The 26,647-nt window shown below is 61.7% G+C and carries 25 protein-coding genes; 9 read left to right on the top strand and 16 right to left on the bottom strand.

Annotated features, from left to right (window positions below; genetic code table 11):
* Positions 1-80: 80 nt before the first annotated feature.
* Positions 81-545, top strand: coding sequence for a DUF2852 domain-containing protein (locus ACILRN_RS01800; RefSeq protein ID WP_395684975.1), 465 nt, complete (start codon positions 81-83; stop codon positions 543-545).
* 62 nt (positions 546-607) lie between these two features.
* Here the strand turns inward: ACILRN_RS01800 and ACILRN_RS01795 are convergent, their stop codons facing one another.
* Positions 608-1,042: a hypothetical protein gene (locus tag ACILRN_RS01795; RefSeq protein WP_395684973.1), complete on the bottom strand. Its 435-nt coding sequence runs from the start codon at positions 1,040-1,042 to the stop codon at positions 608-610.
* 129 nt (positions 1,043-1,171) lie between these two features.
* On the opposite strand from ACILRN_RS01795, the gene ACILRN_RS01790 reads away from it, so the two are divergent.
* The 3 genes from ACILRN_RS01790 (at position 1,172) to alaS (ending at position 7,864) form a co-directional block, all read left to right on the top strand.
* Positions 1,172-3,697, top strand: a complete 2,526-nt coding sequence (locus tag ACILRN_RS01790) for an ATP-binding protein (protein WP_395684971.1) — start codon at positions 1,172-1,174, stop codon at positions 3,695-3,697.
* A 215-nt stretch (positions 3,698-3,912) separates the two neighbouring features.
* Complete coding sequence (gene recA / locus ACILRN_RS01785) at positions 3,913-4,983, top strand: recombinase RecA (protein ID WP_395684969.1); 1,071 nt, start codon at positions 3,913-3,915, stop codon at positions 4,981-4,983.
* 223 nt (positions 4,984-5,206) lie between these two features.
* Positions 5,207-7,864, top strand: coding sequence for an alanine--tRNA ligase (gene alaS, locus ACILRN_RS01780; RefSeq protein ID WP_395684967.1), 2,658 nt, complete (start codon positions 5,207-5,209; stop codon positions 7,862-7,864).
* 6 nt (positions 7,865-7,870) lie between these two features.
* Here the strand turns inward: alaS and ACILRN_RS01775 are convergent, their stop codons facing one another.
* The 12 genes from ACILRN_RS01775 to ACILRN_RS01720 form a co-directional block, all read right to left on the bottom strand.
* Positions 7,871-8,359, bottom strand: a complete 489-nt coding sequence (locus tag ACILRN_RS01775; RefSeq protein WP_395684965.1) for a GFA family protein — start codon at positions 8,357-8,359, stop codon at positions 7,871-7,873.
* Positions 8,356-9,000 carry a DsbA family oxidoreductase gene (locus tag ACILRN_RS01770; protein WP_395684963.1) on the bottom strand — a complete coding sequence of 215 codons (645 nt, stop codon included), beginning with the start codon at positions 8,998-9,000 and terminating at the stop codon, positions 8,356-8,358. Before ACILRN_RS01770 ends, ACILRN_RS01775 begins: the two co-directional genes overlap by 4 nt.
* A gap of 3 nt (positions 9,001-9,003) precedes the next feature.
* Positions 9,004-10,452: an acyl-CoA synthetase gene (locus ACILRN_RS01765; RefSeq protein WP_395684961.1), complete on the bottom strand. Its 1,449-nt coding sequence runs from the start codon at positions 10,450-10,452 to the stop codon at positions 9,004-9,006.
* Complete coding sequence (locus tag ACILRN_RS01760; protein WP_395684959.1) at positions 10,449-12,227, bottom strand: extracellular solute-binding protein; 1,779 nt, start codon at positions 12,225-12,227, stop codon at positions 10,449-10,451. The genes ACILRN_RS01765 and ACILRN_RS01760 overlap by 4 nt, the downstream gene beginning before the upstream one ends.
* A gap of 49 nt (positions 12,228-12,276) precedes the next feature.
* Positions 12,277-13,707, bottom strand: coding sequence for a homospermidine synthase (locus ACILRN_RS01755; RefSeq protein WP_395684957.1), 1,431 nt, complete (start codon positions 13,705-13,707; stop codon positions 12,277-12,279).
* A gap of 84 nt (positions 13,708-13,791) precedes the next feature.
* Positions 13,792-14,094, bottom strand: coding sequence for a DUF6677 family protein (locus ACILRN_RS01750; RefSeq protein ID WP_395684955.1), 303 nt, complete (start codon positions 14,092-14,094; stop codon positions 13,792-13,794).
* Positions 14,091-14,771: a hypothetical protein gene (locus ACILRN_RS01745; RefSeq protein WP_395684953.1), complete on the bottom strand. Its 681-nt coding sequence runs from the start codon at positions 14,769-14,771 to the stop codon at positions 14,091-14,093. Before ACILRN_RS01745 ends, ACILRN_RS01750 begins: the two co-directional genes overlap by 4 nt.
* A gap of 64 nt (positions 14,772-14,835) precedes the next feature.
* Complete coding sequence (locus ACILRN_RS01740; protein WP_395684951.1) at positions 14,836-16,239, bottom strand: APC family permease; 1,404 nt, start codon at positions 16,237-16,239, stop codon at positions 14,836-14,838.
* 10 nt (positions 16,240-16,249) lie between these two features.
* Positions 16,250-16,411, bottom strand: coding sequence for a hypothetical protein (locus ACILRN_RS01735; RefSeq protein ID WP_395684950.1), 162 nt, complete (start codon positions 16,409-16,411; stop codon positions 16,250-16,252).
* An 11-nt stretch (positions 16,412-16,422) separates the two neighbouring features.
* The gene (locus tag ACILRN_RS01730; RefSeq protein ID WP_395684948.1) at positions 16,423-16,809 is read right to left on the bottom strand and encodes a hypothetical protein; all 387 of its coding nucleotides are present in this window, start codon (positions 16,807-16,809) and stop codon (positions 16,423-16,425) included.
* 2 nt (positions 16,810-16,811) lie between these two features.
* Positions 16,812-17,096 carry a hypothetical protein gene (locus ACILRN_RS01725; RefSeq protein ID WP_395684946.1) on the bottom strand — a complete coding sequence of 95 codons (285 nt, stop codon included), beginning with the start codon at positions 17,094-17,096 and terminating at the stop codon, positions 16,812-16,814.
* A 152-nt stretch (positions 17,097-17,248) separates the two neighbouring features.
* Positions 17,249-17,773, bottom strand: coding sequence for a hypothetical protein (locus ACILRN_RS01720; protein WP_395684945.1), 525 nt, complete (start codon positions 17,771-17,773; stop codon positions 17,249-17,251).
* A gap of 97 nt (positions 17,774-17,870) precedes the next feature.
* On the opposite strand from ACILRN_RS01720, the gene parE reads away from it, so the two are divergent.
* Entirely contained in the window at positions 17,871-19,913 is a 2,043-nt protein-coding gene (gene parE / locus ACILRN_RS01715) for a DNA topoisomerase IV subunit B (protein ID WP_395684943.1), read from the top strand.
* Positions 19,914-20,123: 210 nt separating this feature from the next.
* On the opposite strand, the gene ACILRN_RS01710 is transcribed toward parE, so the two are convergent.
* The 3 genes from ACILRN_RS01710 to ACILRN_RS01700 all read right to left on the bottom strand — a co-directional run bounded on the left by ACILRN_RS01710 (position 20,124) and on the right by ACILRN_RS01700 (position 22,795).
* Positions 20,124-21,350 carry a hypothetical protein gene (locus ACILRN_RS01710; protein WP_395684942.1) on the bottom strand — a complete coding sequence of 409 codons (1,227 nt, stop codon included), beginning with the start codon at positions 21,348-21,350 and terminating at the stop codon, positions 20,124-20,126.
* A gap of 240 nt (positions 21,351-21,590) precedes the next feature.
* Positions 21,591-22,334 (bottom strand): sulfite exporter TauE/SafE family protein, encoded by a 744-nt coding sequence (locus ACILRN_RS01705; protein WP_395684940.1) that lies wholly within the window; start codon positions 22,332-22,334, stop codon positions 21,591-21,593.
* 95 nt (positions 22,335-22,429) lie between these two features.
* Entirely contained in the window at positions 22,430-22,795 is a 366-nt protein-coding gene (locus tag ACILRN_RS01700) for a VOC family protein (RefSeq protein WP_395684938.1), read from the bottom strand.
* 501 nt (positions 22,796-23,296) lie between these two features.
* Here ACILRN_RS01700 and rpsL point away from each other — a divergent pair.
* From rpsL to ACILRN_RS01680, 4 genes are all read left to right on the top strand, one after another.
* On the top strand, positions 23,297-23,668 hold the full coding sequence (gene rpsL / locus ACILRN_RS01695) for a 30S ribosomal protein S12 (protein ID WP_111200369.1): 372 nt from the start codon (positions 23,297-23,299) through the stop codon (positions 23,666-23,668).
* 19 nt (positions 23,669-23,687) lie between these two features.
* Positions 23,688-24,158 carry a 30S ribosomal protein S7 gene (gene rpsG, locus ACILRN_RS01690; protein ID WP_395684937.1) on the top strand — a complete coding sequence of 157 codons (471 nt, stop codon included), beginning with the start codon at positions 23,688-23,690 and terminating at the stop codon, positions 24,156-24,158.
* Positions 24,159-24,179: 21 nt separating this feature from the next.
* Positions 24,180-26,252: an elongation factor G gene (fusA, locus tag ACILRN_RS01685; protein ID WP_395684935.1), complete on the top strand. Its 2,073-nt coding sequence runs from the start codon at positions 24,180-24,182 to the stop codon at positions 26,250-26,252.
* A gap of 26 nt (positions 26,253-26,278) precedes the next feature.
* Positions 26,279-26,647 (top strand): GTP-binding protein (locus tag ACILRN_RS01680; protein WP_395684933.1); only part of this gene is annotated, 369 nt, incomplete at its 3' end.

Raw genomic sequence — 26,647 nt, 5'->3', positions numbered from 1 at the left:
ACGATTTTGGTTGAAGTGGTGGGCAGCACTTCCCATGTCTGCGTCACCGTTGGAAACGGAAAACATGGAGGATGACCAAAATGGCTTCTGCCGAGTTCGGAGACACAGCGCAGGGTTCTGTACATGGTTGCAAGTCGGGTGGTCTTGGCCGCTGGTCCGGATGGGAGATCGGAGCCATGGTCGCCGGCTTCGTGGTCTTCTGGCCTCTGGGTCTGCTGGCCATTTTTGCCAAATGGAAATTTGGCCAGCTGTGGAAGGGCTCGGCGCAAGGCGCTGCCCCGTGGGGTGGTTTGACGCTGCCCGATATCTCGTCATGGGGCTGGCAGGGCGTGGGCTCTGCCGCGATGGGATCCGGAAATGCGGCTTTTGACGCCTACAAGCGCGAGCAGCTGCGGCGGCTCGAGGAAGAGAAGCGCCGGCTCGATGTCGAACAGCGTGAGTTCCGTGCCTTTGTCGAGCGTCTGCGTCGCGCCAAGGACCAGGACGAGTTCGATCGCTTCATGGCCGAACGCGCGGCAAGGCCGGCAGGCAAGAGCGATCTTTAGAACCTCGACCTCGGCCCGCGATACGCAAGTTCATGCCAGCCCGGCCGGGAGGCCGGGCCTTTTCAGATGTGGGGTTCCTCGCGCACGGATGGCAGCGGCGCCGGTTTGCGCTCCAGGGGTGCTGGCTGGCGGGGCGCAAGTGGGCTCGCGCCGGCCGGGGAGAAGGAGTGCTGGGCATGAGTGGGCTGAAAGGACGGAGTGGGCTGGCCCGCAGCACCTGCGTAACTACCCGCGATGGCGGCCGGGGTGATCGCCGTTTCAACAACCAGGTCCTGCTGCGCGCCGATCAGCAGCAGGTGCTCGACATTGTCGCGCCGGACCAGCACCAGCCGGCGGGTCCTGTCGATCTCGCAATATTCACTGACTCCCAGCCGCTGGCCCCGCCGGGACAGCAGCCGCGGGCTGAAGATGCGCCAGAGGCCAAGCGTCAACAGGAGGCCGGCCAACACGATGGTTGATGCGATGATGACTTGCAGGTTCTGGGTGAAGAAATCCATGTGATCCGTCCTTGCTTGGCAAAACTGTGACGGCCCGAGACGTCTTTGTAAAGCCAAGATCGGGTTTGTGCGGATGATTCCGCCCAGTGGCATTTGCCCTATACTGCCAATGATTCGAGGTGAGCAGGCATGGACGACAGCAACCCGCCGGCAGGGGGCGAGGCCGCGGAGACGGGGGTGTCCGGTTGGGGCGCTGTGCGGGCTGCGTTCGCGCTGGTGCTCGCCGGCCTGGTGGCCGCCACCGTTGTCTTCGGCCTGCGCGATATCGCCCAGGTTTACCCGCGCTGGATCATGTGGTCCGGCGGGGCTCTTGCCGGATTTGGGCTGCTGGCCCTTTACGGGTTGCTTGCGGGCGTGCTGCGGCTTGGCAATGGCAGGTCCGAGAGGCTGTTCGTCGATGCGCTCTGCCGGGCGATCGGACATCCGCTGGTCGTCACCGACGACCGGGGGCGGGCCATCTATGCCAATGCAGCCTATCACGACCTGTTGCAGAACGCGGGAAGCGGGCGGCTGGTGCCGCTTGATGTACTGCTCACCCCTTACCTGGATTTCGCAACGCCGCTCTACCAGCTCTCGCAGGCCGTGGTTGCGGGAAGGGCCGATCTTCGCGAGTTGCGTGTCTCCAGCCTGCCGGGCATGCCCTTCGGGCCGCCGGGTGAGCCGGTCTGGATCAGACTTTCGGTTTCGCCGATGCTGGCCGGACGGCGATTGCTCAGGCTGTGGCAGTTCGAGGACATCAGCAGCGAGAGGGCGCGCCAGGAGCAGGCCTTTGCCCGGCTTCAGTTCATCATCACCTATCTCGACAATGCTCCGGTTGGTTTCTTCTCGACCAGGGCAGATGGCCAGGTCGACTATGTCAACGTGACGCTCGCCCAGTGGCTGGGCATGGATCTGGCCCAGATCCAGGGTTCCGGCGTCAGCCTGACCGATCTCCTGGGAGACAATGCCGCGCGGCTCATGTCCGGCATAGCCGCGCGCCCGGGTGGGGCCGTTACCGAAAGCTTCAGCCTCGATCTCCGGCATGGCGGCAGTGGGCGGCTGTTTCCGGTCCAGGTCATCCACCAGGCCGGTTTCGATGCAGAGGGCGAGCCAGCACCGGCCCGGACGGTGGTGGTGCCGCGGCAGTTTGCCGGGGGCGCTGCAGCCGGCGCCATCTCGGCGCCGCGCCTGTCACGTTTCATCAACAACGCCCCCATCGGCATTGCCGAGATCGGGCACGACGGGCTGATCCGGATGGCCAATGCGGCCTTCATCGATCTCTCACCCAGGGTTCGGCGCGGCGCCGAGCTGGCCCTTGCAACCTCAGCCGCGGATCGCAACCGGCTGCAGCAGGCACTGGCCGCCGCCCTTCAGCACGAGGGCAGCCAGCACCAGATCGAGGCCACCGTCGAGGGCGAGAGTCCGCGCAATGTGCTGTTCACCTTCACGCGACTTTCGGCCGATGATGACACGGCGGTGGTGTTCGCCGTCGACAAGACCGAGAGCAAGTCGCTTGAAGTGCAGCTGGCACAGAGCCAGAAGCTCATGGCGGTAGGGCAGCTCGCCTCAGGCATTGCGCATGACTTCAACAACGTGCTGACCCCGATCATCGGTTTCGCCGACCTGCTGCTGGCCAAGATGCGCCCCACCGATCCCGCCTTTGCCGATGTGATGAATATCAAGCAGAACGCCAACCGGGCGGCGAATCTCGTGCGTCAGCTGCTGGCCTTCTCGCGCAAGCAGACCCTGCAGCCCAAGGTGCATGCGCTCACCGAGGCGCTTTCGGATCTCGGCAATCTGCTGGGCCGCGTGCTGGGCGAGAAGGTCGAGTTGCGCATTGCCCACGAGCGTGACCTGGGCCTGGTGCTGGTCGACATTCACCAGTTCGAGCAGGTGATCATCAATCTCGCCGTCAATGCGCGCGATGCCATGCCCAATGGCGGGACGCTCACCGTCCGGACCTACAACGTTCCGCTCGAGGCATCGCGCAGCATCATGCCCACCCTGATGCCGCCAGGCGATTACGTTGCCTGCGAGGTGGCCGATACCGGAACGGGCATTGCCAAGGAAATCCGCGACAAGATCTGGGAGCCGTTCTTCTCCACCAAGGACGTGGGCAAGGGTACCGGCCTCGGCCTGTCCACGGTTTACGGAATCGTCAAACAGACTGGCGGTTTCATTTTCTGTGACAGCGAAGTCGGAAAGGGCACGACCTTCCGCATCTATCTGCCGCGCTACTATCCCCAGCGGGCAGGCGAAACCGTCGTGGAGGAGAAGCCAGCCGAATCTGCGAAGCGCGACTACACCGGCAAGGAACGTATTCTGCTGGTCGAGGACGAGGATGCTGTGCGCGCCTTCGCGCTGCGCGCGCTCGCATCGCGTGGCTATACGGTGGTCGAAGCCAATTCCGGAGAGGTGGCCATCGAAAAGATCGAAGCTGACGAGAAAGGCTTCGATCTGATCATTTCCGACGTGGTGATGCCGGAGATGGATGGGCCAACCTTGCTCCGTGAACTGAGAAAGCGGGGCATCAAGACCAAATTCGTCTTCGTGTCCGGCTATCCTGGCGAGCAGTTTGAGCATGATCTCGAAGGTCACTCGGGCTTCAGCTTCATGCCCAAGCCGTTTTCACTGAAGCAGCTGGTCGAGAAGGTGAAGGAAGCGATCGAGGGCTAGGGTCGGCGCAAACCACAATCCGCCTCGCAACAAAGCTGTGCCCGTCCCTGTTTGTTCCTGTTTCATTTCGAACATATCGAATAATAACTGATGCTTAGCGAGTAAAAATTTTGTGCTTGCAAAACGAACAGAAATAGAACATAGTTCGAACACAGGCGGCGGTTCCACAGTGACCAAGCCTCTGATGGACCCATTGATAATGAAGGAGTAAACCGATGGCGCAGGCGAATCTTCGGGTCGTTGATACATCCATGGACAAGAGCAAGGCACTGGACGCGGCCCTCAGTCAGATCGAGCGGGCTTTCGGCAAGGGCTCCATCATGAAGCTCGGGGCTTCGACCGCCCTCGAGATCGAAGCAATCTCAACGGGCTCTCTGGGCCTCGACATTGCCCTCGGCATCGGCGGGCTTCCAAAGGGACGCGTCGTGGAAATCTACGGCCCCGAATCCTCCGGCAAGACCACGCTGGCCTTGCAGACCATCGCCGAGGCCCAGAAGCGCGGAGGGATCTGTGCCTTCGTCGACGCCGAACATGCGCTTGATCCTGTCTATGCGCGCAAGCTGGGCGTCAAGGTCGACGATCTCTTGATATCGCAGCCCGACACCGGCGAGCAGGCACTGGAGATTGCCGACACGCTCGTGCGCTCCGGCGCTGTTGAGGTGCTGGTGATCGATTCCGTTGCTGCCCTGACGCCACGTGCCGAGCTGGAAGGTGAGATGGGCGACCAGCTGCCCGGCCTGCAAGCCCGGCTGATGAGCCAGGCCCTGCGCAAGCTCACGGCGTCGATTTCCAAGACCAACTGCATGGTGATCTTCATAAACCAGATCCGCATGAAGATCGGTGTCATGTTCGGATCGCCGGAAACGACGACGGGCGGTAACGCACTCAAGTTTTACGCCTCGGTGCGCCTCGATATCCGCCGCATCGGCGCCATCAAGGAGCGGGATGAGGTGGTCGGCAACCAGACCCGTGTCAAGGTTGTGAAGAACAAGGTGGCCCCTCCCTTCAAGCAGGTGGAGTTCGACATCATGTATGGCGAGGGCATCTCCAAGGTCGGTGAACTGGTTGATCTCGGAGCAGCGGCGGGTGTTGTCGAGAAGTCAGGCTCGTGGTTTTCCTATGATGGCGAACGCATCGGTCAGGGACGTGAGAACGCCAAGACGTTCCTGCGCCAGAACCCCGAGGTTGCCAATGCCATCGAGGCGAAGATCCGCTCCAATGCGGGAATCCTCGCGGCAGCCCTCGGCAATGGCTCCGAAAAGGATACTGATGACGGGGAGGATTGATCCTTCCGTTCCCTATGCCTTCACGATTCCGCTTGCCCTTGCCCCAGGGTGACGGACGCTCACGGTGTCGCCCCACACCGCTCGGCAGATAGCGCCCTCCGCCAACCCGGAGGGCGCTGTTGCTTGCTGAAGAGGGCGGGAGAGTTGTCTCCGGTTGATCTGGACAGGCCGTGCTTCGCGTCCTAAACGTGCCCTCGCTTTCCATTCAATTGCCGGGCGTCACATGACAGGGCTTGCACAGATCCGTTCCACCTTCCTCGACTTCTTCAAGCGTCAGGGTCACGAGGTGGTGGCCTCCTCGCCGCTGGTTCCGCGCAACGACCCCACATTGATGTTTGCCAACTCCGGCATGGTGCAGTTCAAGAACGTCTTCACCGGCATGGAGAAGAGGCCCTACAGCCGCGCAACCACGGCGCAGAAATGCGTGCGCGCAGGCGGCAAGCACAATGATCTCGACAATGTGGGATACACTGCGCGGCATCACACCTTCTTCGAGATGCTGGGCAATTTTTCATTCGGCGACTATTTCAAGGCTGAGGCCATCGAATGGGCCTGGACGCTGGTAACGCGCGAACTGGGCCTGCCCAAGGACAAGCTCACGGTCACTGTCTACTCCGAGGATGACGAGGCGCATGCCCTGTGGCGCAAGATCGCCGGCTTGCCCGACAGCCGCATCATCCGAATCCCGACGTCGGATAATTTCTGGTCGATGGGCGATACCGGACCATGCGGACCCTGTTCCGAGATCTTTTATGATCATGGCGAGAAGATCTGGGGCGGACCTCCCGGCTCGGCAGACGCGGATGGTGACCGCTTCATCGAGATCTGGAATCTCGTGTTCATGCAGTTCGAGCAGATGTCGAAGTCGGAGCGTGTCAGCCTGCCCAAGCCGTCGATTGACACGGGCATGGGGCTGGAGCGTATCGCGGCCGTACTGCAGGGTACGCATGACAACTACGAGACCGACTTGTTCCGGGCGCTGATCGCGGCGATCGTCGAGAAGACGGGCGTGCCTGCAGTGGGGGAGGCCAAGGCGTCCAACCGGGTTATTGCTGACCATCTGCGCGCCTCGTCCTTTCTGATTGCCGATGGTGTCCTGCCCTCCAATGAGGGCCGGGGCTATGTACTCCGGCGCATCATGCGCCGCGCCATGCGTCATGCAGAGCTTCTCGGTGCCAAGGAACCACTGATGTACAGGCTGGTGCCGACACTGGTGCGCGAGATGGGGGCGGCCTACACGGAACTCGTCCGCGCTGAACCCCTGATCAGCGAGACTCTCTATCTTGAAGAGACGCGCTTCAAGAAGACGCTTGAGCGCGGACTGCGGCTGCTCGACGACGGCTCGTCCGGCCTGAAGGCGGGCGATGTGTTTTCTGGCGAGACGGCATTCAAGCTCTATGACACCTACGGCTTTCCGCTCGATCTGACACAGGATGCCTTGAAGCCACGCGGCATCACCGTTGACACGGCGGCATTCGAGGCATCGATGGAGGCCCAGCGCGAGGAAGCCCGCAAGGCGTGGAAGGGCTCTGGCGAGGCCAAGACGGAGACGGTCTGGTTCGAAATCCGGGAGAAGTGGGGCGCCACCGAGTTTCTGGGTTACGACACGGAAGCCGCCGAGGGCATTGTTCGCGCGATCGTGATCGATGGCCGCCAGGTGGAAAGCCTGACCGCGGGCCAGCACGGCGCCATCGTGGTGAACCAGACGCCATTTTACGGTGAATCGGGTGGCCAGACCGGTGATCACGGCATCATCCGCACGGCGGAGGGAGCGGTCTTCCGGGTGAGCGACACGCAGAAACGCGTCGGAGACCTTTACATTCATCTGGGGCAGGTTGAGCAAGGCCATATTGGTTCCGGCAACGCCGTCGAGCTGTCGGTTGATCATGTGCGGCGCTCCGGAAACCGCATCCATCACTCGGCCACTCACCTGCTGCACGAGGCGTTGCGCATCACGCTCGGCAGCCATGTTGCCCAGAAGGGCTCGCTGGTGGAGCCCAACCGGCTGCGCTTCGACGTGTCGCACAATAAGGCGATGACGCCCGACGAGTTGCAGCAGGTCGAGTCGATCGCCAATGAGATCGTTCTTCAGAATGATCCAGTCACCACCCGGTTGATGAGTGTCGATGCCGCAATCGCCGAAGGCGCCATGGCCCTGTTCGGCGAGAAATATGGCGAAGAGGTGCGGGTCGTGTCGATGGGCCGAAACCACCACGGGGCAGGAAAGCCGATCTACTCGCTCGAACTGTGCGGCGGAACGCATGTGTCGCGAACCGGCGACATCGGCCTCATCAAGGTGGTGAGCGAGAGCGCGTCGGCTGCCGGGGTGCGCCGCATTGAGGCTCTCGCGGGACCTGCGGCACGAGCCTATCTGGTGGAGCAGGACCGCCGTGTCCTGGCCACGGCTGCCGCTCTCAAGGCGCCGGCGGGTGAAGTGGTCAGCCGGGTCGAGACGCTCCTCGAGGAACGACGCCGGCTTGAGAAGGAACTGGCCGAAGCGCGCAAGCAGCTCGCGATGGGTGGCGGCGGTCGGGGAGGCGATGACGGCTTCACGCAGGTAAATGGCGTCAACCTCATCGCCCGTGTGCTGAAGGGGGTTTCGCCAAACGACATGAAGGGGCTCGTGGACGAGGGCAAGCAGCGGCTCGGATCGGGCGTGGTGGCCCTGATTGCGGTCAATGACGAGGGCCGCGCCGGCTTGATCGTCGGGGTGACGGATGACCTGACCTCGCGGTTCAATGCCGTGGAGCTGGTGCGTGCGGGTGCCACGGCCCTGGGCGGCAAGGGCGGCGGCGGCAGACCCGACATGGCACAGGCAGGCGGCCCGGATGGGTCGAAGGCCGAGGACGCACTCCTGGCGGTCAAGGCCATGCTGGGGTGATGCAGGTCAGTCGCGGTTCTCCGGTGGCCAACTGGTGGTATCGTGGTCAGGGTGCTGGAGCGAGCGGAGCTTCATGATGTCCTGGGCGTTGCGGTCCTGATCCGTCCGCCGGCCCGGCAGATCTGCGAGACCGTCGGCCCAGCTGAGTTTGCTCTCAACGCCAACCACATGGTCCGGCGGACTTGCTGAGGGATCATCCAGCGTGCCGACGGCGATCTCTATGATCGGCCAGCCGTCCTCCAGCATGAAGAGCGGCGTGCCGCAGTCACGGCAGAAGCCCCGCGCAACGACGGGCGAGGACCGGAAGATGGCAGGCTGTCCGCGGGTCCAGTGCAGCGCGTCTAGCCCGACGCCGGTCAGAGCCGCACCGAAATTGCCAAATGCCTTCTGGCACATTCGGCAGTGGCAGAAGCCAGCTGGCCGGAGCGGCCCGTCGATCCGGTAGCGTATTGCGCCGCACTGGCAGCCCCCACTATGGGTTTCGGTCGTGCTCATTCCTGGTCGGACTGCATGGTTCGCATGATTGCATCGGCGAGCACCTCCGGCGTCTGGGCGCCTTGCAGGGCGAAGCGCCGGGCAAGAATGAAGGTCGGTACACCCGTGACACCCATGTCGGCTGCATGACGGATCTCGGCCCTCGTCTCGGCGACGTCCTGGTCACTGGCCAGCAGTTCGGAGATCTGCGCCGCGTTGAGGCCGGCCTCGCCGGCACAGCGGGCGAGCACGGATATCTCGCCGATATCCTGTCCCTCGCTCCAATAGGCCATGAACAGCCGCTCCACGACCTCTTGCTGTCGCGCGGCTGTATGCGACCAGCGGATGAGTCGGTGGGCATCCAGCGTATTGGGTGTTCGGCTGATGGCGGCGAAGTCATAGGGAACCGCCAGGTCCCGTGCGGCCGCGATGATCGGGTCGTGGAGAGTTGCAAGCCGGTCAGGCCCGAACTTGGCGAGGAGATAGGCCTGGCGGTCAAGCCCCTCCGGCGGGATCGTGGGATCCAGCATGTAAGGCCGCCAGCGCACCAGCACGTCGAGCCCCGCAAGCTGTGTCAGGGCAGCATCGAGCTGCCGCTTTCCAAGGAAGCACCAAGGGCAGATGACGTCAGAGATGACATCGACAGTGAAGGGGCCTTGCATGGGTCAGGGTTTCTCCAGTGCCTTCCGGATCAGCTTGCCGTTTGCGGTTCGCGGAAGGGCCGGCACGAACCAGATTTGCCGCGGACACTTATAGGCAGCAAGCCGTTCGCGCACAAATGCGAGGATGGAAGCCTCATCCGTACCGGCGCCTGGCTGCGGCACGATGAAGGCGGCGACGATGCTGGAGGAGTCCGACACCTTCCACTCGCGCACGCCAGCATCGGCGACGGCCGGGTGCTGCACGAGCACGGTCTCGACCTCGAGGGGCGATACGCGGAAGCCCCCTGCATTCATCAGGTCATCCGCCCGGCCGTGATACCAGACGTAGCCATCGGCATCGATATCGGCGATGTCGCCGGTGGCAAACCACTCTGCACCTGTGGCCTCCTCATCACCCCAGTACTGAAGAAACAGGCCGGGGTCGCTGTGGTGAATGGCGATCTCGCCATCCGGCAGAAGCCGCACCTTCCGGCCTGCTTGCGGCTTTCCCGGTGACCCGGGCCGAACCGGAACCGAAGGACCCGACGAGATGTAGGTCGAGATTTCGCTCATGCCCAGCGCCTCGTAGAGCTCGCAGCCTGTTGCGCTGCGCCAGGACTCGAGGATGCTGGGCGCCAGGGACTCGCCGGCCGTGAGGCCGTGGCGAAGGCTGGGAGACCGGCCAAGGCCGGCCCGCAGGCTCTGGCGATAAATGCCCGGCACGGATGCGATGATGGTAACGTTGTGATCGGCAACAAGGCGCGGCCAGACGGCCGGATCAGCCGGGCCCGTGTAGACGACGGCGGTTGCGGCCTGCACGAAAGGGTCGCACAGCCCTACACCAAGAGTATAGGTCCAGTTGAGCGCGCCGGTGTGAAGCAGGATATCGTCGGCCGCAAGCCCGGACCATCCCTGATACATCGGCTGGCGCCCGAGGATCGCGCGCTGGGCATGCAGAACGCCTTTCGGCCTGCCCGAGGTGCCTGATGTATAAACGAGATAGGCCGGTGTATCGGCATGGGTCGCTGCGTAGTCGCCGCGCGGCGTCCGCTTCAGGCGGGAAAGGTCATCTGGTGTCAAGAGCCTGATGCCCGCCAGTTCCGGCAGCGCGAGCTTGCCATCCCAGGCCATGAAGCTGGCGCCACTGTCGGCCAGCAGCACCGATACTTCGCGCGGCGTGAGCAGGGGCGAGGCCGGAATGGGAATAGCGCCCGCCGCATTGGCGGCAAAGAAAGTGAGAGCATAGTCGAGCGAGTTACCCATGCGGATCATCAGCCGCGCGCCAGTCTCAACGCCCTGTCTTCGCAGCCCCCCGGCGAGGCGAAGCACCTCATCCTCAAGCGCGCCGTAGCTCCAACGGTGTGGTCGGGCAGCATCGACCACGATCAGAGCTGTCTTGTCGGCGGGCTTGCCCGCCAGGCAGTGTTGGGCGAGATTGAGGTGCAGCGGGGCCTGCACCCGCTTTACCGTCACGGATTGCGCCAGAGCGTCGTCGTCTCGAAACCGGCCAGCGGCTGGACGTCCGGCCGACCGATGTGCTTCCAGCGCCCGACCCACTGGCCGCCCGCGTCATAGAAGGGAATGATGTAGAAGCCGGAGACGAGCAGGCGGTCTTCGGCGCGCACCGCTGCTACGAAATCTTCTCTGGTCTTGGCGTTGAGCATCGCCTTGATGGCCGCGTCGACGCCGGGATCGGCGATGCCGGGATAGTTGCGGGTTCCTTCCGTGGTGCGGCCGTCGGACCCGAAGTAAAGCACCTGCTCGTTGCCGGGCGACAGGGAGTTGAACCAGCTCACCGGGATCATGTCGTAATCATAGCTTGTCTGGAGGGCGGAGAACTGGGCGGAGTCGACAACCCGCACTGCCGCCTTGATACCGATTGCGTTCAATGTGCGCTGATAGTGCAGTGCGATCTTCTCCTGGTCCTTGTTCTGCACGGTGATGGTGAAGGCAAAGGGCTCACCCTTGGCGTTGACGAGCCCGGCGTCGGTCACTGTCCAGCCTGCTTGACCCAGCAGGGTGACGGCCTCGCGCAGGATCTTCCTGTCTCTTCCCGAGCCATCGCTGACCGGCAGCTTGTAGGTACCCGCAACGAAGTCCGGCCGCAATTTGGCCAGCGCCTCGCCCAGCACCAGCTTCTCGCGCTCATCCACGGGCCGGTCTTGCGAGGAGAGTTCCGATCCGCTGAAGTAACCATAGGTGCGCCGATAGGCATTGGCGAAGAGATTGGCGTTGGCCCACTCGAAATCGAAGGCCATGACCAGCGCCTCGCGGACGCGCGGGTCGGCGAAGATCGGGCGCCGCGTGTTGAAGGCAAACCCAGTCGTCGGGGCCGGGGTCTTCTGTTCGATTTTTTCGAGCGTGATCTGACCAGACTGGACTGCCGGGACGTTATAGCCGGTGTTCCAGCGTACCGGATCTGTCTCAACGCGGATGTCGGCCAGTCCTGATGTGAAGGCCTCGAAGGCGGCATTGGAATCGCGATAGTAGTCGAAGCGCACCTCGTTGAAGTTCCACAACCCCCTGTTCAAGGGAAGATCCTTGCCCCAGTAATCGGGGTTGCGGCGATAAACGATCGTTTCGCCAGCCTTCACGTTTGCAATCACATAGGGCCCCGATCCGGTGATGGGGTCAAGGGTCGTCGTGGCGAAATCCCTGCCTTGCCAGTAGGCTTTGGAGATGATCGGCATCAGGCCCAGGATGAGCGGCAACTCACGATCTCCGGCCTCCTGTGTGAAGCTGATGGTGCGCGCGTCGGGCGTTTCGACCTTGGTGATCTTCGAGTAGGAATTCTTGAAATTCGGGCGGCCCTTGTCGCGTAGTGTCTCCATCGAGAAGACGATATCTGCCGCCGTGACCGGGGTGCCGTCGGAGAACCTGGCCTCCGGCCTCAGCCTGAAGGTGAAGGTCTGGCGGTCGTCCGAGACCTCGATGCTCTCTGCGAGCAGACCATAGAGCGAAAAGGCCTCCGACCAGTTGCGGCCGAGCATGCTCTCGAACACAAGACCGCGCAGACCGGCGGCAGCCTGGCCCTTCACGATGAAGGGATTGACGCTGTCGAAGGAACCGGTCACGGCTTGGCGGAGCTCGCCACCTTTCGGGGCGTCGGGGTTGGCATAGGGAAGATGAGTGAAGCCCTCCGACAGTGCCGGCTCGCCCATCATGGCGATACCGTGCCGCGGGGCGGCGGTGATGGGTGTTGCGAGTGTCAGTAAAAGGCTGGTGGCGATGAGGGCCGAACGGAGCACGGTGATCTTCCTGGATTGCATGGTTGACTGAGGGTGGTTCACGTTGCGTCTACTTCACCAGGATGTTCTGGAACTGCCACGGGTCCTTGCGGTCAAGGTCGGGAGCAAAGAGTTCGACGACGGACTCGAGTGGCGTCCAGTCCGTATAGACGCCGCGGACTGGCCCGAGATACGGGGTCTGAAGGTCGAGGCAGCGGCGATAGTCCATCTCGTCGGTCTCCACGATGCCCGCATCGGGGTTCTCTATGGCCCAGATCATTCCCGTGAGCACCGCCGAGGTGACCTGCAGGCCCGTGGCACTCTGATAGGGGGCCAGCTTGCGTGCCTCCTCGATCGACAGCTGGGAGCCAAACCAATAGGCGTTCTTCTTGTGGCCATAGAGAAGCACGCCGAGTTCATCGCGGCCGTCAGCGATGTCCTTCTCGTCGATGACCACCGACTCCTTCTGACGGCGTCCGCCAGCCCCGAGCAGCTCATGCCAGGAAAGCACGGCATCGTTGCTGGGGTGGTAGGCATAGTGGCAGGTGGGTCGGTAGACGACCTTGCGGCCCTCCCGCAGGGTGAAATAGTCGGCAATCGAGATCGCCTCGTTATGCGTGACCAGGAACCCGAAATGCGCGCCTTCGGTCGGTGTCCAAGTGCGAACCCGTGTATCGGCTCCCGGCCGTTCGAGATAGATCGCAGCGCCGCAGCCCGCCCTGTGCCGGCGTCCCGCGGGCGGGAGTTTCTTCTCATGGGTTCCCCAGCCAAGTTCGGCTGGCTGCAGGCCCTCGGAAATGAAGCCCTCCACCGACCAGGTGTTGACGAAGGTTCCAAACGGCTTTGGCTTCTTGCCGCGCTGGGTGTCGCGTTCGGCGATATGTATACCCTTGATGCCGAGCCTTTTCATCAGTTTCGCCCAGCCCTCCCGCGTCTGCGGTTGCGCCACCTTGACGTTGGTGTCGCGGGCAATATCCATCAGGGCTTGCTTGACGAACCATGACACCATGCCAGGGTTGGCGCCGCAGCAGGACACTGCGGTAGGGCCAGGTCCAAGCTCGCGTTTCAGTTCCAGCATGCGTTCGCGCATTGCGTAGTTGGTGCGGTCTGCCTGGGGAAGCTTGGTGTTGTAGTAGACACCGGGCCACGGTTCGATCACCGTATCGATGTAAAGTGACCTGGTCTCGCGGGCGAGCCGCATGATGGCGAGGCTGTCGACATCGACCGACAGGTTTACGATGAAGGCCGGGCCGGGGCCGGCCGTGAGCAGTGGCTTCAGAAGCTGGCGGTAGTTGGTCTTGGTGATCGCGGCGTTGATGAACGACACGCCCTGCCTTTCGGCCAGCAGGCTCTGAGACTGGTCGGGATCGATGACGGTGATGCGCTTCGGGTCGCATTTAATGTGACGGAGGATGAGTGGAAGCGTGCCGCGACCGATCGAGCCGAAACCAACCATGACGATTGGGCCGTTCCAAGTTGCGTGGAGGGGCCAGGTGCTCATGTCTCCGAAACTCCTGTCAGCGGTTTTCTGATATCGTCTGCGGCAGATGCCATTGCCGCTTATAGAGATGAAAGGGTGAGCCGCTCAATCCTGTTTGTTCCCGTCGAGAGCTTTCTGCCTTTCGGCGTAGTTCCAGGTTTCCCAGTTGATGCGGGCGATCTTGTAGGAATCGATCACCGACAATCCATAAAGGAAAATGCCGCCCACGTGGCGCGAAAAGAAACTGGCTGTTTCGGGCATCAACCGCACGCTGACCCAGCCGAGGACGACGGTGAAAAAAAGGAACATGAGGCCGCGCTGGGTCTTGCGCTGCAGCACATGGCCGCCGCCCGGTATGAGCAGCGAGGCGAGGAGCGCAAGGCGCGGGTTGACGGGTTGGTCACTCATGAAGTCCGAGTGTGCCAGTTGTCGATGCCAACGCGCAAGGCAATGAGTTCGGAGAGGCAGCTGGCGAGAAGTTCTGGGTCGACCACGGCATCGCCAAAATCTGCCTGACGCAACACGCCATAGCGGGCCCGGTCCGCCTCGGCGAGCAGCACGACGATGCGGAGGCCCTTTGGCGTGATCAGCAGTTCCTTGCCGCGGGGCCCGCGGAACGCTGAGAGGTGCGGTTGAATGAGCTCGAGCGGTGGCATGAGGGCGGGGTCGTCGGTGCGGATGACGGCGTGTTCGGGGAAATCGGGTGGTGTGGCCACCGTCGTCGGAAGGTGGTCAAAATTGGAAAAGCTGGTAGGTCCGGTTGGCCGCATCATCAGGTCGAGCGTGCCAGAGACCGGAACGGCGCCTGGCAGCGTCACCATGAGCCAGAGGCTTGGCAGCTTGCGCAGGGCCAGCGTATCGGTCACGGCTTTCACCTGCACGTCATGGCCAGCGAAGCGTCCGGTGAGCAGATAGGTTCCGGCAGTGGCGCCTGCCGCGACGGATGGGTGATCCAGGATGGTGCGTGCCCTCTCGAACAGCCGGTCCGGCTCGCTCTTGCGCTGACGCGCCCGCCTGATGGCCTGCCGAACCAGGAGCCCTGCAAGAAGCCCGGCAAGCACGATGCCCAGAATTGTCTGCCACATGGAAGGTCGCCCGGAAATGAAACGGCCCGCCTCGGAAGGCGGGCCGCAGTTGGAGTTGGAAAGATCAGTAACCCTGTGGCTTCGGCCAGGGCATGGTGAACTGATCGCCGCGCTTCACATAACGGTACCGGTAGAAGTGGAACCACAGTGACATGACGATATAGAAAACCACCATGGCCGTGAGCTGTGCGCCATAGCCAAGGAAGATGGCGAAGTAGGTCACGATGCACAGTGCCAGCAGCACAATCGCGGGCAGCGGGTGGAACGGATGGGTATATCCGCGCCGGATGCTTCCCAGCGGCCACTTGTTGCGGAACATCATGATGTTCACGCTCATGAAGGTGTAGTGCAGCACGCCCGACAGGATCGAGAAGGTGATCGCCTGGCCAAGGTTCGCGATGAAGGCGAAGGCCAGGGCGATGGGCACCAGAAACAGGATCGAGCGGTAAGGCGTGCGATAGGTGGGATGCACCGCCGAGAACCAGGTCGGCAGGTAACGGTCCCGGCCCAGCGAGAACCAGGCGCGAGCGGCATCGTTGATGCAGCCGTTGGCCGAGGCCAGGGCCGCCAGGATCGTTGCCGCGAACATCATGTTTTCAAGCAAGGCGCTGCCCGTGAGCTTGCCGGCGTCGAGCAGCGGGTAGTAGGTGAAGCCGAGATACTGCCAGGGCATCAGCGAGGCGCAGACGTACCACGTGATCGAGGCGCCGATCAGCAGCGTGATCATGCCGGCCATGGTGCCATAGGGCAGCGAGCGCGCCGGCGAGCGCACTTCCTCGGCCGCCTGCGTGGTGCCTTCGATGCCGAGATAATACCAGATGCCCCAGTGGAAGGCGGCAATGACGCCGATCCAGCCATAGGGCAGGGCATTCTCCGGGGTCACCATCTCGTTGAGCTTCAGGATGGTGCCCTGGCTCCATGGCTGCACCGAGAAGAACAGCACGATGATGGCGGCATAGGCGACGGCGGTGATCACGAAGTTGACGTTGAGCGTCATCAGCACACCGCGGTAGTTGAGGGCCGCGAGCACAACGATCACCGTGGCGATGACGCCGCGGTAATGCCAGTCACCGAAACCTTCTCCGGCGTAGGCCTTGATGGTGTCGGCAATGAGGATCGCGTTGGATACCTCAAGCATGGTGTAGGCAAACACCAGGTAGAGCGCTACGTTGAACGCCATGAGGGGTCCAACGATATGTTTGGCCTGGGCGTATTGCCCTCCGGCCGCGGCCACCGTGGAGGTCACCTCTGAGTCGATCATGGCGACCGAGGTGTAGAGCAGGCCGATCACCCAGCAGATGATCAGTGCGGCGAGTGTTCCGCCCTTATCGGCGGCGAAGTTCCAGCCGGTATACTCGCCGACCAGCACGATGCCCACCCCCAGCGCCCAGACATGGGCGGGACCGAGAATGCGCAGAAGCGAGACTTTCTTGACCGGCGCGGAGGCCGAAGCAGTGTTGGCTGACATGTGTTCCTCCTCAGACCCTGTGCTGTTCCTGGACGGCCTCGATCTCGCCCTCACGGGACGAGGTCAGGGTCTCCTCGGAGAAGCTTGTGTCGGTGCGGAACCAGTCATAGACCATCCACAGAACGAGTGCGGCGGAGACGATCCAGCCGATATTGGCAATTGTGATCCACATGGCTGATCTCCTCACTTGCCCTTGCCGTTGAACTTCTCATCGATCACGTCGCGGTACTCCTTGTCGGAGGCCCTGAAGAGAAAGATGAAATAGCCGGCAATGACCACCGTCATGATGATCAACTGCAGCCAGTCGATGGTATAGTCGAACTTGTTCTGGATGATGTCATGGGCGGCGGCGGCATCTGCAAAGCCGAGCTTGACCCACTGCTCGACCTGGGCCGGTGTCTGGCCAAGAGCCTCCCATGTGGGATTCTCGATGGTCTGGATCGAGCGCGAGACGCCCGCCCAGCCGGCCTGCAGCGGCAGCCAGAGCGCCAGGAAGATCGCCAGCACCACGAAGATGATGTCGACCCATTGCATGAACCTGCTCTGTTCAGGAGGTGTGTAGCGCGCCATGGTCAGCGGTCCTTCTTCATCGCGTCGAGATTCTTGATGTCGAGTCCGTAGATGAACTCCTTGTCCTCGGCATAGTGCCGAAGCATGGCGCCCACCGAGGCGGTGTTGAAGATCAGAACGGCAGCCGCCGCGATCAACACCACGATCCGCACGGTCTGGTCAGGTATGTGCGGCCATGACATCACCAGAACGAAGAGGACGACGACCCAGAGGGCCGCCACGAACAGCCAAGCACCTCGGCGATCGCCTTGGTACATGGCCTCAATACGCGAATTGAGGTCTGACATGCGTTTTCTCCCATTGGCCAGCCCTTATCCTCGCAGCAGGCTTGGCCAATCCCCCAGTTGAATCATATGCTGCGAAGCAATATTGTTTCGTGACAGGAAACGCTGCTTCGTTGCCGTTGTCAAGCAAACCGCGCGGGTTCTGCCCCGGTGTCTCAGACCGCAGCTGGCTTGAAGCCCGCCAGCATGTCGCCAAGTCCATGAGCGGAATGCCCGGTGCCGAGCGCCACGAGGGTGAAGCGGGGCTGCCCCAGTAGGCTGTTGAACAGCCCCAGCGCACGCTGTGGCCAGTAGATGCTTAGTGTTGTCCGACTTGCAGGTTCGACGTCGAACTGGACAGAATAGCCGCGGCCGTTGAACACGATCTTCCAGGTAAGCGCCTCCCATGGGATCAGGCCGGGGGAGAAGCGGTGGTCGAGAAGGCCGGTCGCCGTGAGTTCGATGGCGGGGCCGCGCAGGCGGGCAATCCGCCAGCACAGGCCGGACATGATGATCCCTGCCAGGCTCAGCGTCATGCCGAGCAGCAGGAGAACGGCCGCACCGCCCTTTTCGCCAGGTCCGAGGAGCCGAAGGCCGGCCAGAGCGAACAACGCGCCCATCACGACCGCCGCCGCCCAGAACAGCAGCAGCAGCCTTGCAAGCAGGGGGCGATTCCCGATGATCACAGGTTGCAGCGTCATGCTGGCGAGTTTGGCCTTGCCCGGAGGCGGGAAGTCAAGTGTTGCCAGGGGTGGGCTGCGGCGGATACTCAGTCTCCTCAACGATTCGGATCGATGAATGGCCAAGCCGTCCAAGCCTGCGAACTCAGCCAGCCTGTTTGATCACCTGCCGGATGCGCCCAAGGCGCGGTCTGGGAGGGGACCGGCGAAATCGCGTGGCGAGGAAAGCTACACCGCCGCCGACATCGAAGTGCTCGAGGGGCTTGAGCCGGTTCGCCGCCGCCCCGGCATGTATATCGGTGGAACCGATGAAAAGGCGCTTCACCATCTCTTTGCCGAGGTTCTGGACAACGCCATGGACGAGGCGGTGGCCGGCCATGCCAACTGGATTGAGGTCTCCTACACCACGGATGGCTATCTGACGGTCACCGACAACGGCCGCGGCATTCCGGTCGATCCGCATCCAAAGTTCAGGGACAAGTCGGCTCTTGAAGTGATCATGACAACGCTGCATGCCGGCGGCAAGTTCGACTCCGGCGCCTACGAGACATCTGGAGGCCTGCATGGCGTCGGCGTGTCGGTGGTCAATGCACTGTCCGACCATGTCGTGGTGGAGGTGGCGCGCGGCCAGCAGCTGTACCGTCAGGAGTTTCGCCGCGGCAAGCCGACCGGCAAGCTGCAGGAACTGGGCAAGGTCTCCGGCCGCCGCGGGACGCGAGTGTCGTTTCATCCGGACGAGCAGATCTTCGGCAAGGGCAACACGGCGTTTTCGGCCGCGCGGCTCTACCGCATGGCGCGGTCCAAGTCTTACCTGTTCGGCGGCGTCGAGATCCGCTGGTCCTGTGAACCGGCACTCATCAAGGACAGCGAGACGCCGTCCGAGGCAGTGCTGCATTTCCCCGGCGGGCTCAAGGACTTCCTGGCCGAGCGCCTGGAAGGCAAGACGCGCGTGGTCGACGACATTTTTTCGGGGCGGGTCGAGAAGGACGGCGGGCACGGAACCGTCGAATGGGCGGTCGCCTGGTTTGGCGGCGATGACGGATTCTCATCCTCCTACTGCAACACCATTCCCACGCCCGAGGGCGGAACCCATGAGCAGGGCCTGCGCAGCGCTCTCACCCGCTCGATCCGGAGCTATGCCGACCTCACCCAGAACAAGCGGGCCGCGGTGATCACAGCCGAGGATGTTATGACCTCGTCGGGCGCGCTGCTCTCGGTGTTCATCCGTGAGCCGGAATTTCAGGGCCAGACCAAGGACAAGCTCGCCACCGTTGAGGCCCAGCGCATCGTCGAGAATGCTGTGCGCGATCATTTCGACCACTGGCTGACCGGCCATCCCGCCCAGGCGGACAGGCTGCTGGGCTTCATCATCGACCGCGCCGACGAGCGCATCCGCCGCCGCCAGGAGAAGGACGTCTCGCGCAAGTCGGCGGTGCGCAAGCTGAGGCTGCCCGGCAAGCTGGCAGATTGCTCGGCAAGCCAGAAGGAAGGCTCGGAACTGTTCATCGTCGAGGGTGACTCCGCGGGTGGTTCCGCCAAGCAGGCGCGCAACCGCGAGACCCAGGCCGTTCTTCCCTTACGCGGCAAGATCCTGAACGTGGCCTCCGCCACGCGCGACAAGCTCTCGCAGAACCAGCAGCTGGCCGATCTCATTCAGGCGCTGGGCTGCGGCACAGGCTCATCCTATCGCCCGGAGGACCTGCGCTACGACAAGGTCATCATCATGACCGATGCCGACGTAGACGGGGCCCACATCGCCTCGTTGCTGATGACCTTCTTCTACCGCGAGATGCCGAGGCTGATCGACGACGGTCATCTCTATCTCGCGGTGCCGCCGCTCTACAAACTGGCCCAGGGGCCTAAGGTGGCCTATGCACGCGATGACCGCCACCGCGAGGAGATCATGGCGAAGGAACTCTCCGGCCGCGGCAAGGTGGAGGTGAGCCGCTTCAAGGGCCTGGGCGAGATGCTTCCCAGCCAGCTGAAGGAAACCACGATGGACCCGAGGAAGCGCCACCTCCTGCAGGTGAGCCTCGAAGATGCCGCCCGCGCCGCCACCGCCCGCACGGTGGAACAGCTGATGGGCAACAAACCCGAAGACCGCTTCGCCTTCATCTCTGAACGCGCCCAGTTCGTGAGCGAGGAGGGGCTGGATATTTGAGTTGGCGGCAGTTGGGCATTTCGATTTCGTCCCCGACGATCAAATCCGGCTCTGCGTCCCCCCCCCCCCCCAGCGGAAGCCGAGATTCTAGTCGCGATGGAGTAAGCATAAGAAAACGCTGAAGTTCGATATTGCTGGTAACGAACTCTGGCCCTCTTTCGCGCTGCGAGAACCGTATCACTCATCACCTGATTGATACCACACATGTCTCTATTCGTCTGAATTAATAAGCTTTTTGACGCCCCGCCTTCCGAATTCGACTTGCGTGCCCTGAGGGCCGATCTGTAATTTGCCGGCGGCTCCGAGGATGGTTGAAGCTAAAGATTCTGATGCGTTCTCTTCCACACGACCATCCCAGTCAAAAAGCCTCCGAGTGAAGCTCTGCAATAGCTCTTCTGGAATGTCTTTCTCTGGACTTGCGCGGTTCCACTCCAAAAGCGTTTCCGCGATCCAGCTAGCTCTATCGATATCAATCTTGGTCGAAGCGAGAATGGACTCAAAATTTGCTTGCTGTCTCAGCCACTGGGTTTCCCATTTCAAGAACAATAACAAGAAACCCACGAATGACACAGTTGCCACTGCGGCTTTAGCACCCAGCCACCATTGAGCACCGATCAAAACATTCTGGGTAGTCGAACCTTCATAGAACGCCAGCCAAATAAAATAGTAATTCAACAATGCGAAAAGTGCAATAATGGATAGTCCCCCAAAGTAATAGTATCGAACGGAGCGTCGATTTTTGTCGAAGCCAGCAGTCAAGCTTGTATCGTTGAGAGATTCGGAAATGGCGTTCTTCAACTCCTTTCTTATCTCCCGGCGGACATGGGTATTAGATCTATCGTCTAGCTGCCTTTGCTGCTCGGCTAGCTTCTGTCTTTCAACAAGCAATTCTTGGTCTTTCTGGCTTTCTCGATTTTGGTAGTTCTTCCGTTCCGCTTCTAGTTCCTCAAGGTGCATGCGGCGCATTTCATCGCTTGCGATTTGATAATCGCGCTGTAACTTAGCAAACTGACTGACGGCTCCTCCTAACGCCGTCTCAATTTGCTTGAAACTTGCCAGCGTCATCCGTGAGTCGTTCTCAATTACTAGTGGAGGGGGAACAACGAGTAGTCGCATACATTCGAAATAAAAATTGGATTGGCCAGGAGTGCCACTGTTCGTTCCAAGTGACACTTCAATCAGAGCTAGAGGGCTGCTATTCTGGTTGTGATTCAGATTGTAACTTAAGTTGTACTGTCCGTATTGAATGTGAAAACTACTTATGGCAAAACCGTTAACTTGTTTCAACTTTTCTGCCGTCTCATTATCTGTCAGAGGAATTGAAAGATTTCCGCCGGGATAGGAGATCGAACCGCTTATACCTTCAAACTCATCGCAAAGTGTATCGATGCACGCGATGATTTCTGAGTCGCGTAACGGAGACAGCCAGCGCTTCATGGCCTGCACCCTGCAATTAGAATAAAACAATAGATAGTCTATATACAGTAAAATTCACCTAGGCAATGCCAATGGTTGCCCAGCGGTCGATCAAACGTTCGGCAATTCGAAACTGTTCCATCGCTTTTGACGAAGGCTGGCCTGAGGATGCCTGGCGGAGGTCTCTCTGGTCGGCTCATGGTCGGCTGTCGTCTGCTTGCACCGGCCTGCGGGCGAGGGGCCTAAGAGAGTCGAATGCCGCTATATCGCCAGCCCCGCCCTGGCGGCGGTGATCAGCGCAAGCACCGCCACGACAATCAGCACGATCTTGCGGAAGCGGGCGGGGTCGGCGGATTTGAAGCTGCGGGCGCCCAGCCACACGCCCGCCAAAAGAAAGGGAAGGAAGACAAGCGCCAGCAGGCCCGCCTCGCGCGTCACCAGCCCCTCGCGGGCGAGAAAGCCCAGCGCCACGGCATCGGTGAACAGGAAGTAGGCGATGAGCGAGGCGCGGCCGGCCGCATGGCCCGCCGGACTTGCGAAATAGAACAGGATGACAGGCGGCCCGGCGAGACCGAAGGCGCCATTGGCCATGCCTGTCGCCGTGCCCACCGCGAAGGTTGCCGGGGCCGAGGGCATTTTGCGCAGGGCGAAGCCCTTCCACAGGAGCGCTGCCGCCAGCAGCACGAAGCCGGCCAGCGCGATGGTCATCGGTGTGGAGGCGAAGTTGGCCAGCGCATAAACGCCTACGGGGGTGCCGAGCAGGGCTCCCGCCATCAGCCAGCCGAGCGAGCGCCAGTGGATCTCCCTCCAGATGGACGGCAGCAGATGCAGGCTGGCCGCCAGCTCCAGCATGAAGATCGCCGGGATTGCCTTGGCCGGTGGATAGAACAGTGACAGGCCGGTGATTGCCAGCAGCGAAAAGCCGAAACCGGAATAGCCGCGCACGATGGCCGCGCAAATGATCAGCGCGGCGGCAGGCACAAGCAGGATCGGGTCGGGCGTCATGACGGGGACAAACAGAAAAGCCCGTGGCCCGTCCGGGCCGTAGCGCCAGTTTCCGGAGATCGTGCGGACCGGTGGTCTGCCCTCCGAGATCCGCCTCAGGTTCTCCGGAACGCCCGCCCGGACACCGCGATCGGGTTGCCTGACGGGTCCCTGGCATTGGCGAAGACGTAGCCATCGCTCTTGTGAAGAGTGCTGAAGGTGAGGCCCTTTTTCTTCGCCGCCTGGCAGAAGGCCGGGACATCCTCGACATCAAACACCAGCTTGACCAGAGACTGGCCTTGTTTCCGTCCCTTGCCAGCCTGATGCAACTGGATGATCAGGCCTGGGCCGGGCGGACGCAGTTCGATCAGTCGGTCTCCAGGTATTTCAAGCGTTGCATAGCCGAAATGCCGGCCGTAGAACGCCACCATCTCGGGAATGCGATTTGTGTAGATGGTCACCCGGTTCAGAGGTGCTGACATGAAAAAATACTATCTTAACTCTGCGTCAATCGCAATTGATGGGTATGCCGTTTCTGCAGGATTTATAAGCTTGCTTGGCATAGTGGGTGTCTGGGCGGGCATCCTCGGAACCGGTGATGGCCGTATATGCAATAGAAAGTTGCAGTGATCCTGTGTGGCCACGGTCGATTCGATGGTTCGCTGGACCGAGGCCCCGCCGATCGAATACGGGTTTCGGGGCCTGAAAAAGCCGCGCAGGGCCGAGAAACCGGCCTCTTTTGGGGTTGACAGCGCGCGCTCCGGATCGTAGAAGGCCCACGCTTTCCAATGGCAGGCAGTCGGTGTTTCGCGCATCGAGACGCTTCCGGGGACGGCGAAGACGGAACATTCAAGGTCACGACCCTGAGGCCCGATCGGCCCCGTGGGTCCTCTGGTTTTGGAGCACTGCGCGGTCCAAGAGCCCGGATCGTGTCGGTGTTTTTGTTATGTGCAATCGGGTTCGAAGGTAGAGACAAGGCCACAATGCCGACGATCAACCAGCTTATTCGCAAGCCGCGCCAGGCGCCGACCTATCGCAACAAGGTCCCGGCGATGCAGGCCTGCCCGCAGAAGCGCGGCGTGTGCACGCGCGTTTACACCACCACGCCGAAGAAGCCGAACTCGGCCTTGCGCAAGGTGGCGAAGGTTCGCCTGACCAATGGCTTCGAGGTGGTGAGCTACATCCCCGGTGAGGGCCATAACCTGCAGGAACACTCGGTTGTCATGATCCGTGGTGGCCGCGTCAAGGACCTGCCGGGCGTTCGTTACCACATCATCCGCGGCGTGCTCGACACGCAGGGCATCGTCAAGCGCCGTCAGCGCCGTTCGAAATACGGCGCGAAGCGTCCGAAGTAAGATCCGGGAGATTTGATCCATGTCGCGTCGTCATCGCGCCGAGAAGCGTGAAATCAACCCGGACCCGAAGTTCGGCGATCTCGTCGTTTCCAAGTTCATGAACAACCTTATGTACGAGGGCAAGAAGTCGGTCGCCGAGGGCATCGTCTACGGCGCCTTCGACAAGATCCAGACCAAGGCCAAGCAGGACCCCCTGCAGGTATTCCACGAGGCGCTGAACAATGTGGCGCCGGCCATCGAGGTGCGCTCCCGTCGTGTGGGCGGTGCCACCTATCAGGTTCCGGTCGAGGTTCGCGCAGAGCGTCGCCAGGCTCTGGCAATCCGGTGGATCATCACCGCAGCGCGCGGCCGCAACGAGACAACCATGGTTGACCGTCTGTCGGGCGAACTGCTCGATGCGGCCTCCAACCGTGGCACGGCCGTGAAGAAGCGCGAAGACACCCACAAGATGGCGGAGGCGAACCGCGCCTTCTCGCACTACCGCTGGTAAGAGCCACAGGACAGAGAGATCATGCCCCGCGCCCACCAACTCGAGGACTATCGTAACTTCGGCATCATGGCCCACATCGATGCCGGCAAGACGACGACCACCGAGCGTATCCTTTACTACACCGGCAAGAGCCACAAGATCGGCGAAGTGCATGACGGCGCCGCGACCATGGACTTCATGGAGCAGGAGCAGGAGCGCGGCATCACCATCACCTCGGCCGCCACGACCGCTTTCTGGAACGGCAAGCGGATGAACATCATCGACACGCCTGGCCACGTTGATTTCACCATCGAGGTTGAGCGTTCGCTGCGCGTGCTCGACGGCGCGGTCTGCGTGCTGGACTCCAACCAGGGTGTTGAGCCCCAGACCGAGACGGTGTGGCGCCAGGGCGACAAGTACAGCGTTCCGCGCATTGTGTTCTGCAACAAGATGGACAAGACCGGCGCCAGCTTCGAGCAGTGCATCAAGGACATCAAGGAGCGGCTTGGCGCCAAGCCGGTGCCGATCCAGCTGCCGATCGGGGCCGAAGCCAATTTCAAGGGCATCATCGACCTTGTCCGCATGAAGGCCGTGGTCTGGGAAGACGAGGCCCTCGGCGCGAAGTTCCACGACGAAGACATTCCGTCGGATCTGCTCGAGGCGGCGCAGCAGGCCCGCGCCGACATGATCGAGGCGTGCTCCGAGCTCGACGACCAGGCCATGGAGGATTATCTCAATGGCAAGGAGATCGACAACCCGACCATCAAGAAGCTTCTTCGCAAGGCAGTGATCGAGGGCCACTTCTTTCCGGTTCTCTGCGGGTCGGCTTTCAAGAACAAGGGTGTTCAGCCGCTTCTTGACGCGGTGGTCGATTATCTTCCCTCGCCGCTCGATCGTCCCGCGATCAAGGGCATCGATCCCAAGACGGGCGAGGAGACGGTGCGCAAGTCGTCCGACACCGAACCGCTGTCGCTGCTGGCCTTCAAGCTGATGGATGACCAGTATGGCGTTCTCACCTTCTGCCGCATCTATTCCGGCGTGCTCAGCAAGGGCGTCGGGCTGCTGAACTCGACCCGCGAGAAGACCGAGCGGGTGGGCCGCATGGTGCTGATGCACGCCAACAACCGCGAGGAAATCTCGGAAGCCTATGCTGGCGACATCGTGGCCCTCGTTGGCCTCAAGGATACCCGCACCGGCGATACGCTGTGCGATCCCGCCAAGCCCGTGATCCTGGAAAAGATGGAGTTCCCCGACCCGGTCATCGAGATGAAGGTCGAGCCCAAGACCAAGGGTGACCAGGAAAAGATGGCCACCGCGCTTTACAAGCTTGCGGCGGAGGATCCGTCGTTCCGCGTTTCGACCGACTCGGAGTCGGGTGAAACCATCATCAAGGGCATGGGCGAGCTTCACCTTGATATCAAGGTCGATATTCTGAAACGCACGCACAAGGTGGAAGTGCAGGTGGGCGCTCCTCAGGTGGCATATCGCGAGACCATCACCAAGCCGACCCGCATCGACTACACCCACAAGAAGCAGACCGGCGGCACGGGTCAGTTTGCCCGCGTGATCTTCGAGGTGGAGCCCAATGAAAAGGGCGCCGGCTACGAGTTCGAGTCCAAGATCGTCGGCGGCTCGGTGCCGAAGGAGTTCATCCCCGGCGTCGAAAAGGGTCTGAATTCCGTCATGTCGTCGGGTTCACTGATCGGCTTCCCCGTGGTGGACGTGAAGGTTGCGCTGATCGACGGCGCGTTCCATGAGGTGGACTCCTCGGCGATCGCGTTCGAAATTGCGTCTCGCGCGGCACTGCGTGAGGCCCTGCAGAAGGCCAACCCCGTGTTGCTTGAGCCCGTGATGAAAGTCGAGGTCACGAGCCCTGAGGAGTATCTTGGTGGCGTCATCGGTGACCTCAATTCCCGGCGTGGCCAGATCATGGGTACCACCACGCGCGGCAACGCCCAGATCGTGAATGCCATGGTGCCGCTGGCCAACATGTTTGGCTATATCAACACGCTCCGCTCGATGAGCCAGGGTCGTGCGAGCTACACCATGCAGTTCGACCATTATGAACAGGTTCCGAGCAACGTCGCTCAGGAAATCCAGAAGAAATACGCCTAAGTCAAAGCTGAGAACGGAGACATCCGATGGCCAAAGAGAAATTCAACCGCGACAAGCCGCACTGCAACATTGGCACGATTGGTCACGTTGACCACGGCAAGACGTCGCTGACGGCGGCGATCACGAAGGTGCTGGCCGAGACGGGTGGTGCGACGTTCATGGCCTATGACCAGATTGACAAGGCGCCTGAAGAGCGCGCGCGCGGCATCACGATCAACACGGCGCACGTTGAGTATCAGACGCAGAAGCGTCACTATGCGCATGTCGACTGCCCTGGGCACGCGGACTACGTGAAGAACATGATCACGGGTGCGGCGCAGATGGACGGCGCCATTCTTGTGGTTTCTGCTGCGGACGGTCCGATGCCGCAGACGCGGGAGCACATCCTGCTTGCG

The sequence above is a fragment of the Aestuariivirga sp. genome (assembly GCF_044238155.1).
Classification (GTDB): domain Bacteria; phylum Pseudomonadota; class Alphaproteobacteria; order Rhizobiales; family Aestuariivirgaceae; genus Aestuariivirga.
This window is presented reverse-complemented; position numbering and strand designations above follow the sequence as displayed.

What these genes read in the sequence shown, in the direction of transcription:
- ACILRN_RS01800 (WP_395684975.1), top strand. Translation starts at nt 81, where the DNA reads ATGGCTTCTGCCGAGTTCGGAGACACAGCGCAGGGTTCTGTACATGGT.
- ACILRN_RS01795 (WP_395684973.1), bottom strand. Translation starts at nt 1,042, where the DNA reads ATGGATTTCTTCACCCAGAACCTGCAAGTCATCATCGCATCAACCATC.
- ACILRN_RS01790 (WP_395684971.1), top strand. Translation starts at nt 1,172, where the DNA reads ATGGACGACAGCAACCCGCCGGCAGGGGGCGAGGCCGCGGAGACGGGG.
- recA (WP_395684969.1), top strand. Translation starts at nt 3,913, where the DNA reads ATGGCGCAGGCGAATCTTCGGGTCGTTGATACATCCATGGACAAGAGC.
- alaS (WP_395684967.1), top strand. Translation starts at nt 5,207, where the DNA reads ATGACAGGGCTTGCACAGATCCGTTCCACCTTCCTCGACTTCTTCAAG.
- ACILRN_RS01775 (WP_395684965.1), bottom strand. Translation starts at nt 8,359, where the DNA reads ATGAGCACGACCGAAACCCATAGTGGGGGCTGCCAGTGCGGCGCAATA.
- ACILRN_RS01770 (WP_395684963.1), bottom strand. Translation starts at nt 9,000, where the DNA reads ATGCAAGGCCCCTTCACTGTCGATGTCATCTCTGACGTCATCTGCCCT.
- ACILRN_RS01755 (WP_395684957.1), bottom strand. Translation starts at nt 13,707, where the DNA reads ATGAGCACCTGGCCCCTCCACGCAACTTGGAACGGCCCAATCGTCATG.
- ACILRN_RS01750 (WP_395684955.1), bottom strand. Translation starts at nt 14,094, where the DNA reads ATGAGTGACCAACCCGTCAACCCGCGCCTTGCGCTCCTCGCCTCGCTG.
- ACILRN_RS01745 (WP_395684953.1), bottom strand. Translation starts at nt 14,771, where the DNA reads ATGTGGCAGACAATTCTGGGCATCGTGCTTGCCGGGCTTCTTGCAGGG.
- ACILRN_RS01740 (WP_395684951.1), bottom strand. Translation starts at nt 16,239, where the DNA reads ATGTCAGCCAACACTGCTTCGGCCTCCGCGCCGGTCAAGAAAGTCTCG.
- ACILRN_RS01735 (WP_395684950.1), bottom strand. Translation starts at nt 16,411, where the DNA reads ATGTGGATCACAATTGCCAATATCGGCTGGATCGTCTCCGCCGCACTC.
- ACILRN_RS01730 (WP_395684948.1), bottom strand. Translation starts at nt 16,809, where the DNA reads ATGGCGCGCTACACACCTCCTGAACAGAGCAGGTTCATGCAATGGGTC.
- ACILRN_RS01725 (WP_395684946.1), bottom strand. Translation starts at nt 17,096, where the DNA reads ATGTCAGACCTCAATTCGCGTATTGAGGCCATGTACCAAGGCGATCGC.
- ACILRN_RS01720 (WP_395684945.1), bottom strand. Translation starts at nt 17,773, where the DNA reads ATGACGCTGCAACCTGTGATCATCGGGAATCGCCCCCTGCTTGCAAGG.
- parE (WP_395684943.1), top strand. Translation starts at nt 17,871, where the DNA reads ATGGCCAAGCCGTCCAAGCCTGCGAACTCAGCCAGCCTGTTTGATCAC.
- ACILRN_RS01710 (WP_395684942.1), bottom strand. Translation starts at nt 21,350, where the DNA reads ATGAAGCGCTGGCTGTCTCCGTTACGCGACTCAGAAATCATCGCGTGC.
- ACILRN_RS01705 (WP_395684940.1), bottom strand. Translation starts at nt 22,334, where the DNA reads ATGACGCCCGACCCGATCCTGCTTGTGCCTGCCGCCGCGCTGATCATT.
- ACILRN_RS01700 (WP_395684938.1), bottom strand. Translation starts at nt 22,795, where the DNA reads ATGTCAGCACCTCTGAACCGGGTGACCATCTACACAAATCGCATTCCC.
- rpsL (WP_111200369.1), top strand. Translation starts at nt 23,297, where the DNA reads ATGCCGACGATCAACCAGCTTATTCGCAAGCCGCGCCAGGCGCCGACC.
- rpsG (WP_395684937.1), top strand. Translation starts at nt 23,688, where the DNA reads ATGTCGCGTCGTCATCGCGCCGAGAAGCGTGAAATCAACCCGGACCCG.
- fusA (WP_395684935.1), top strand. Translation starts at nt 24,180, where the DNA reads ATGCCCCGCGCCCACCAACTCGAGGACTATCGTAACTTCGGCATCATG.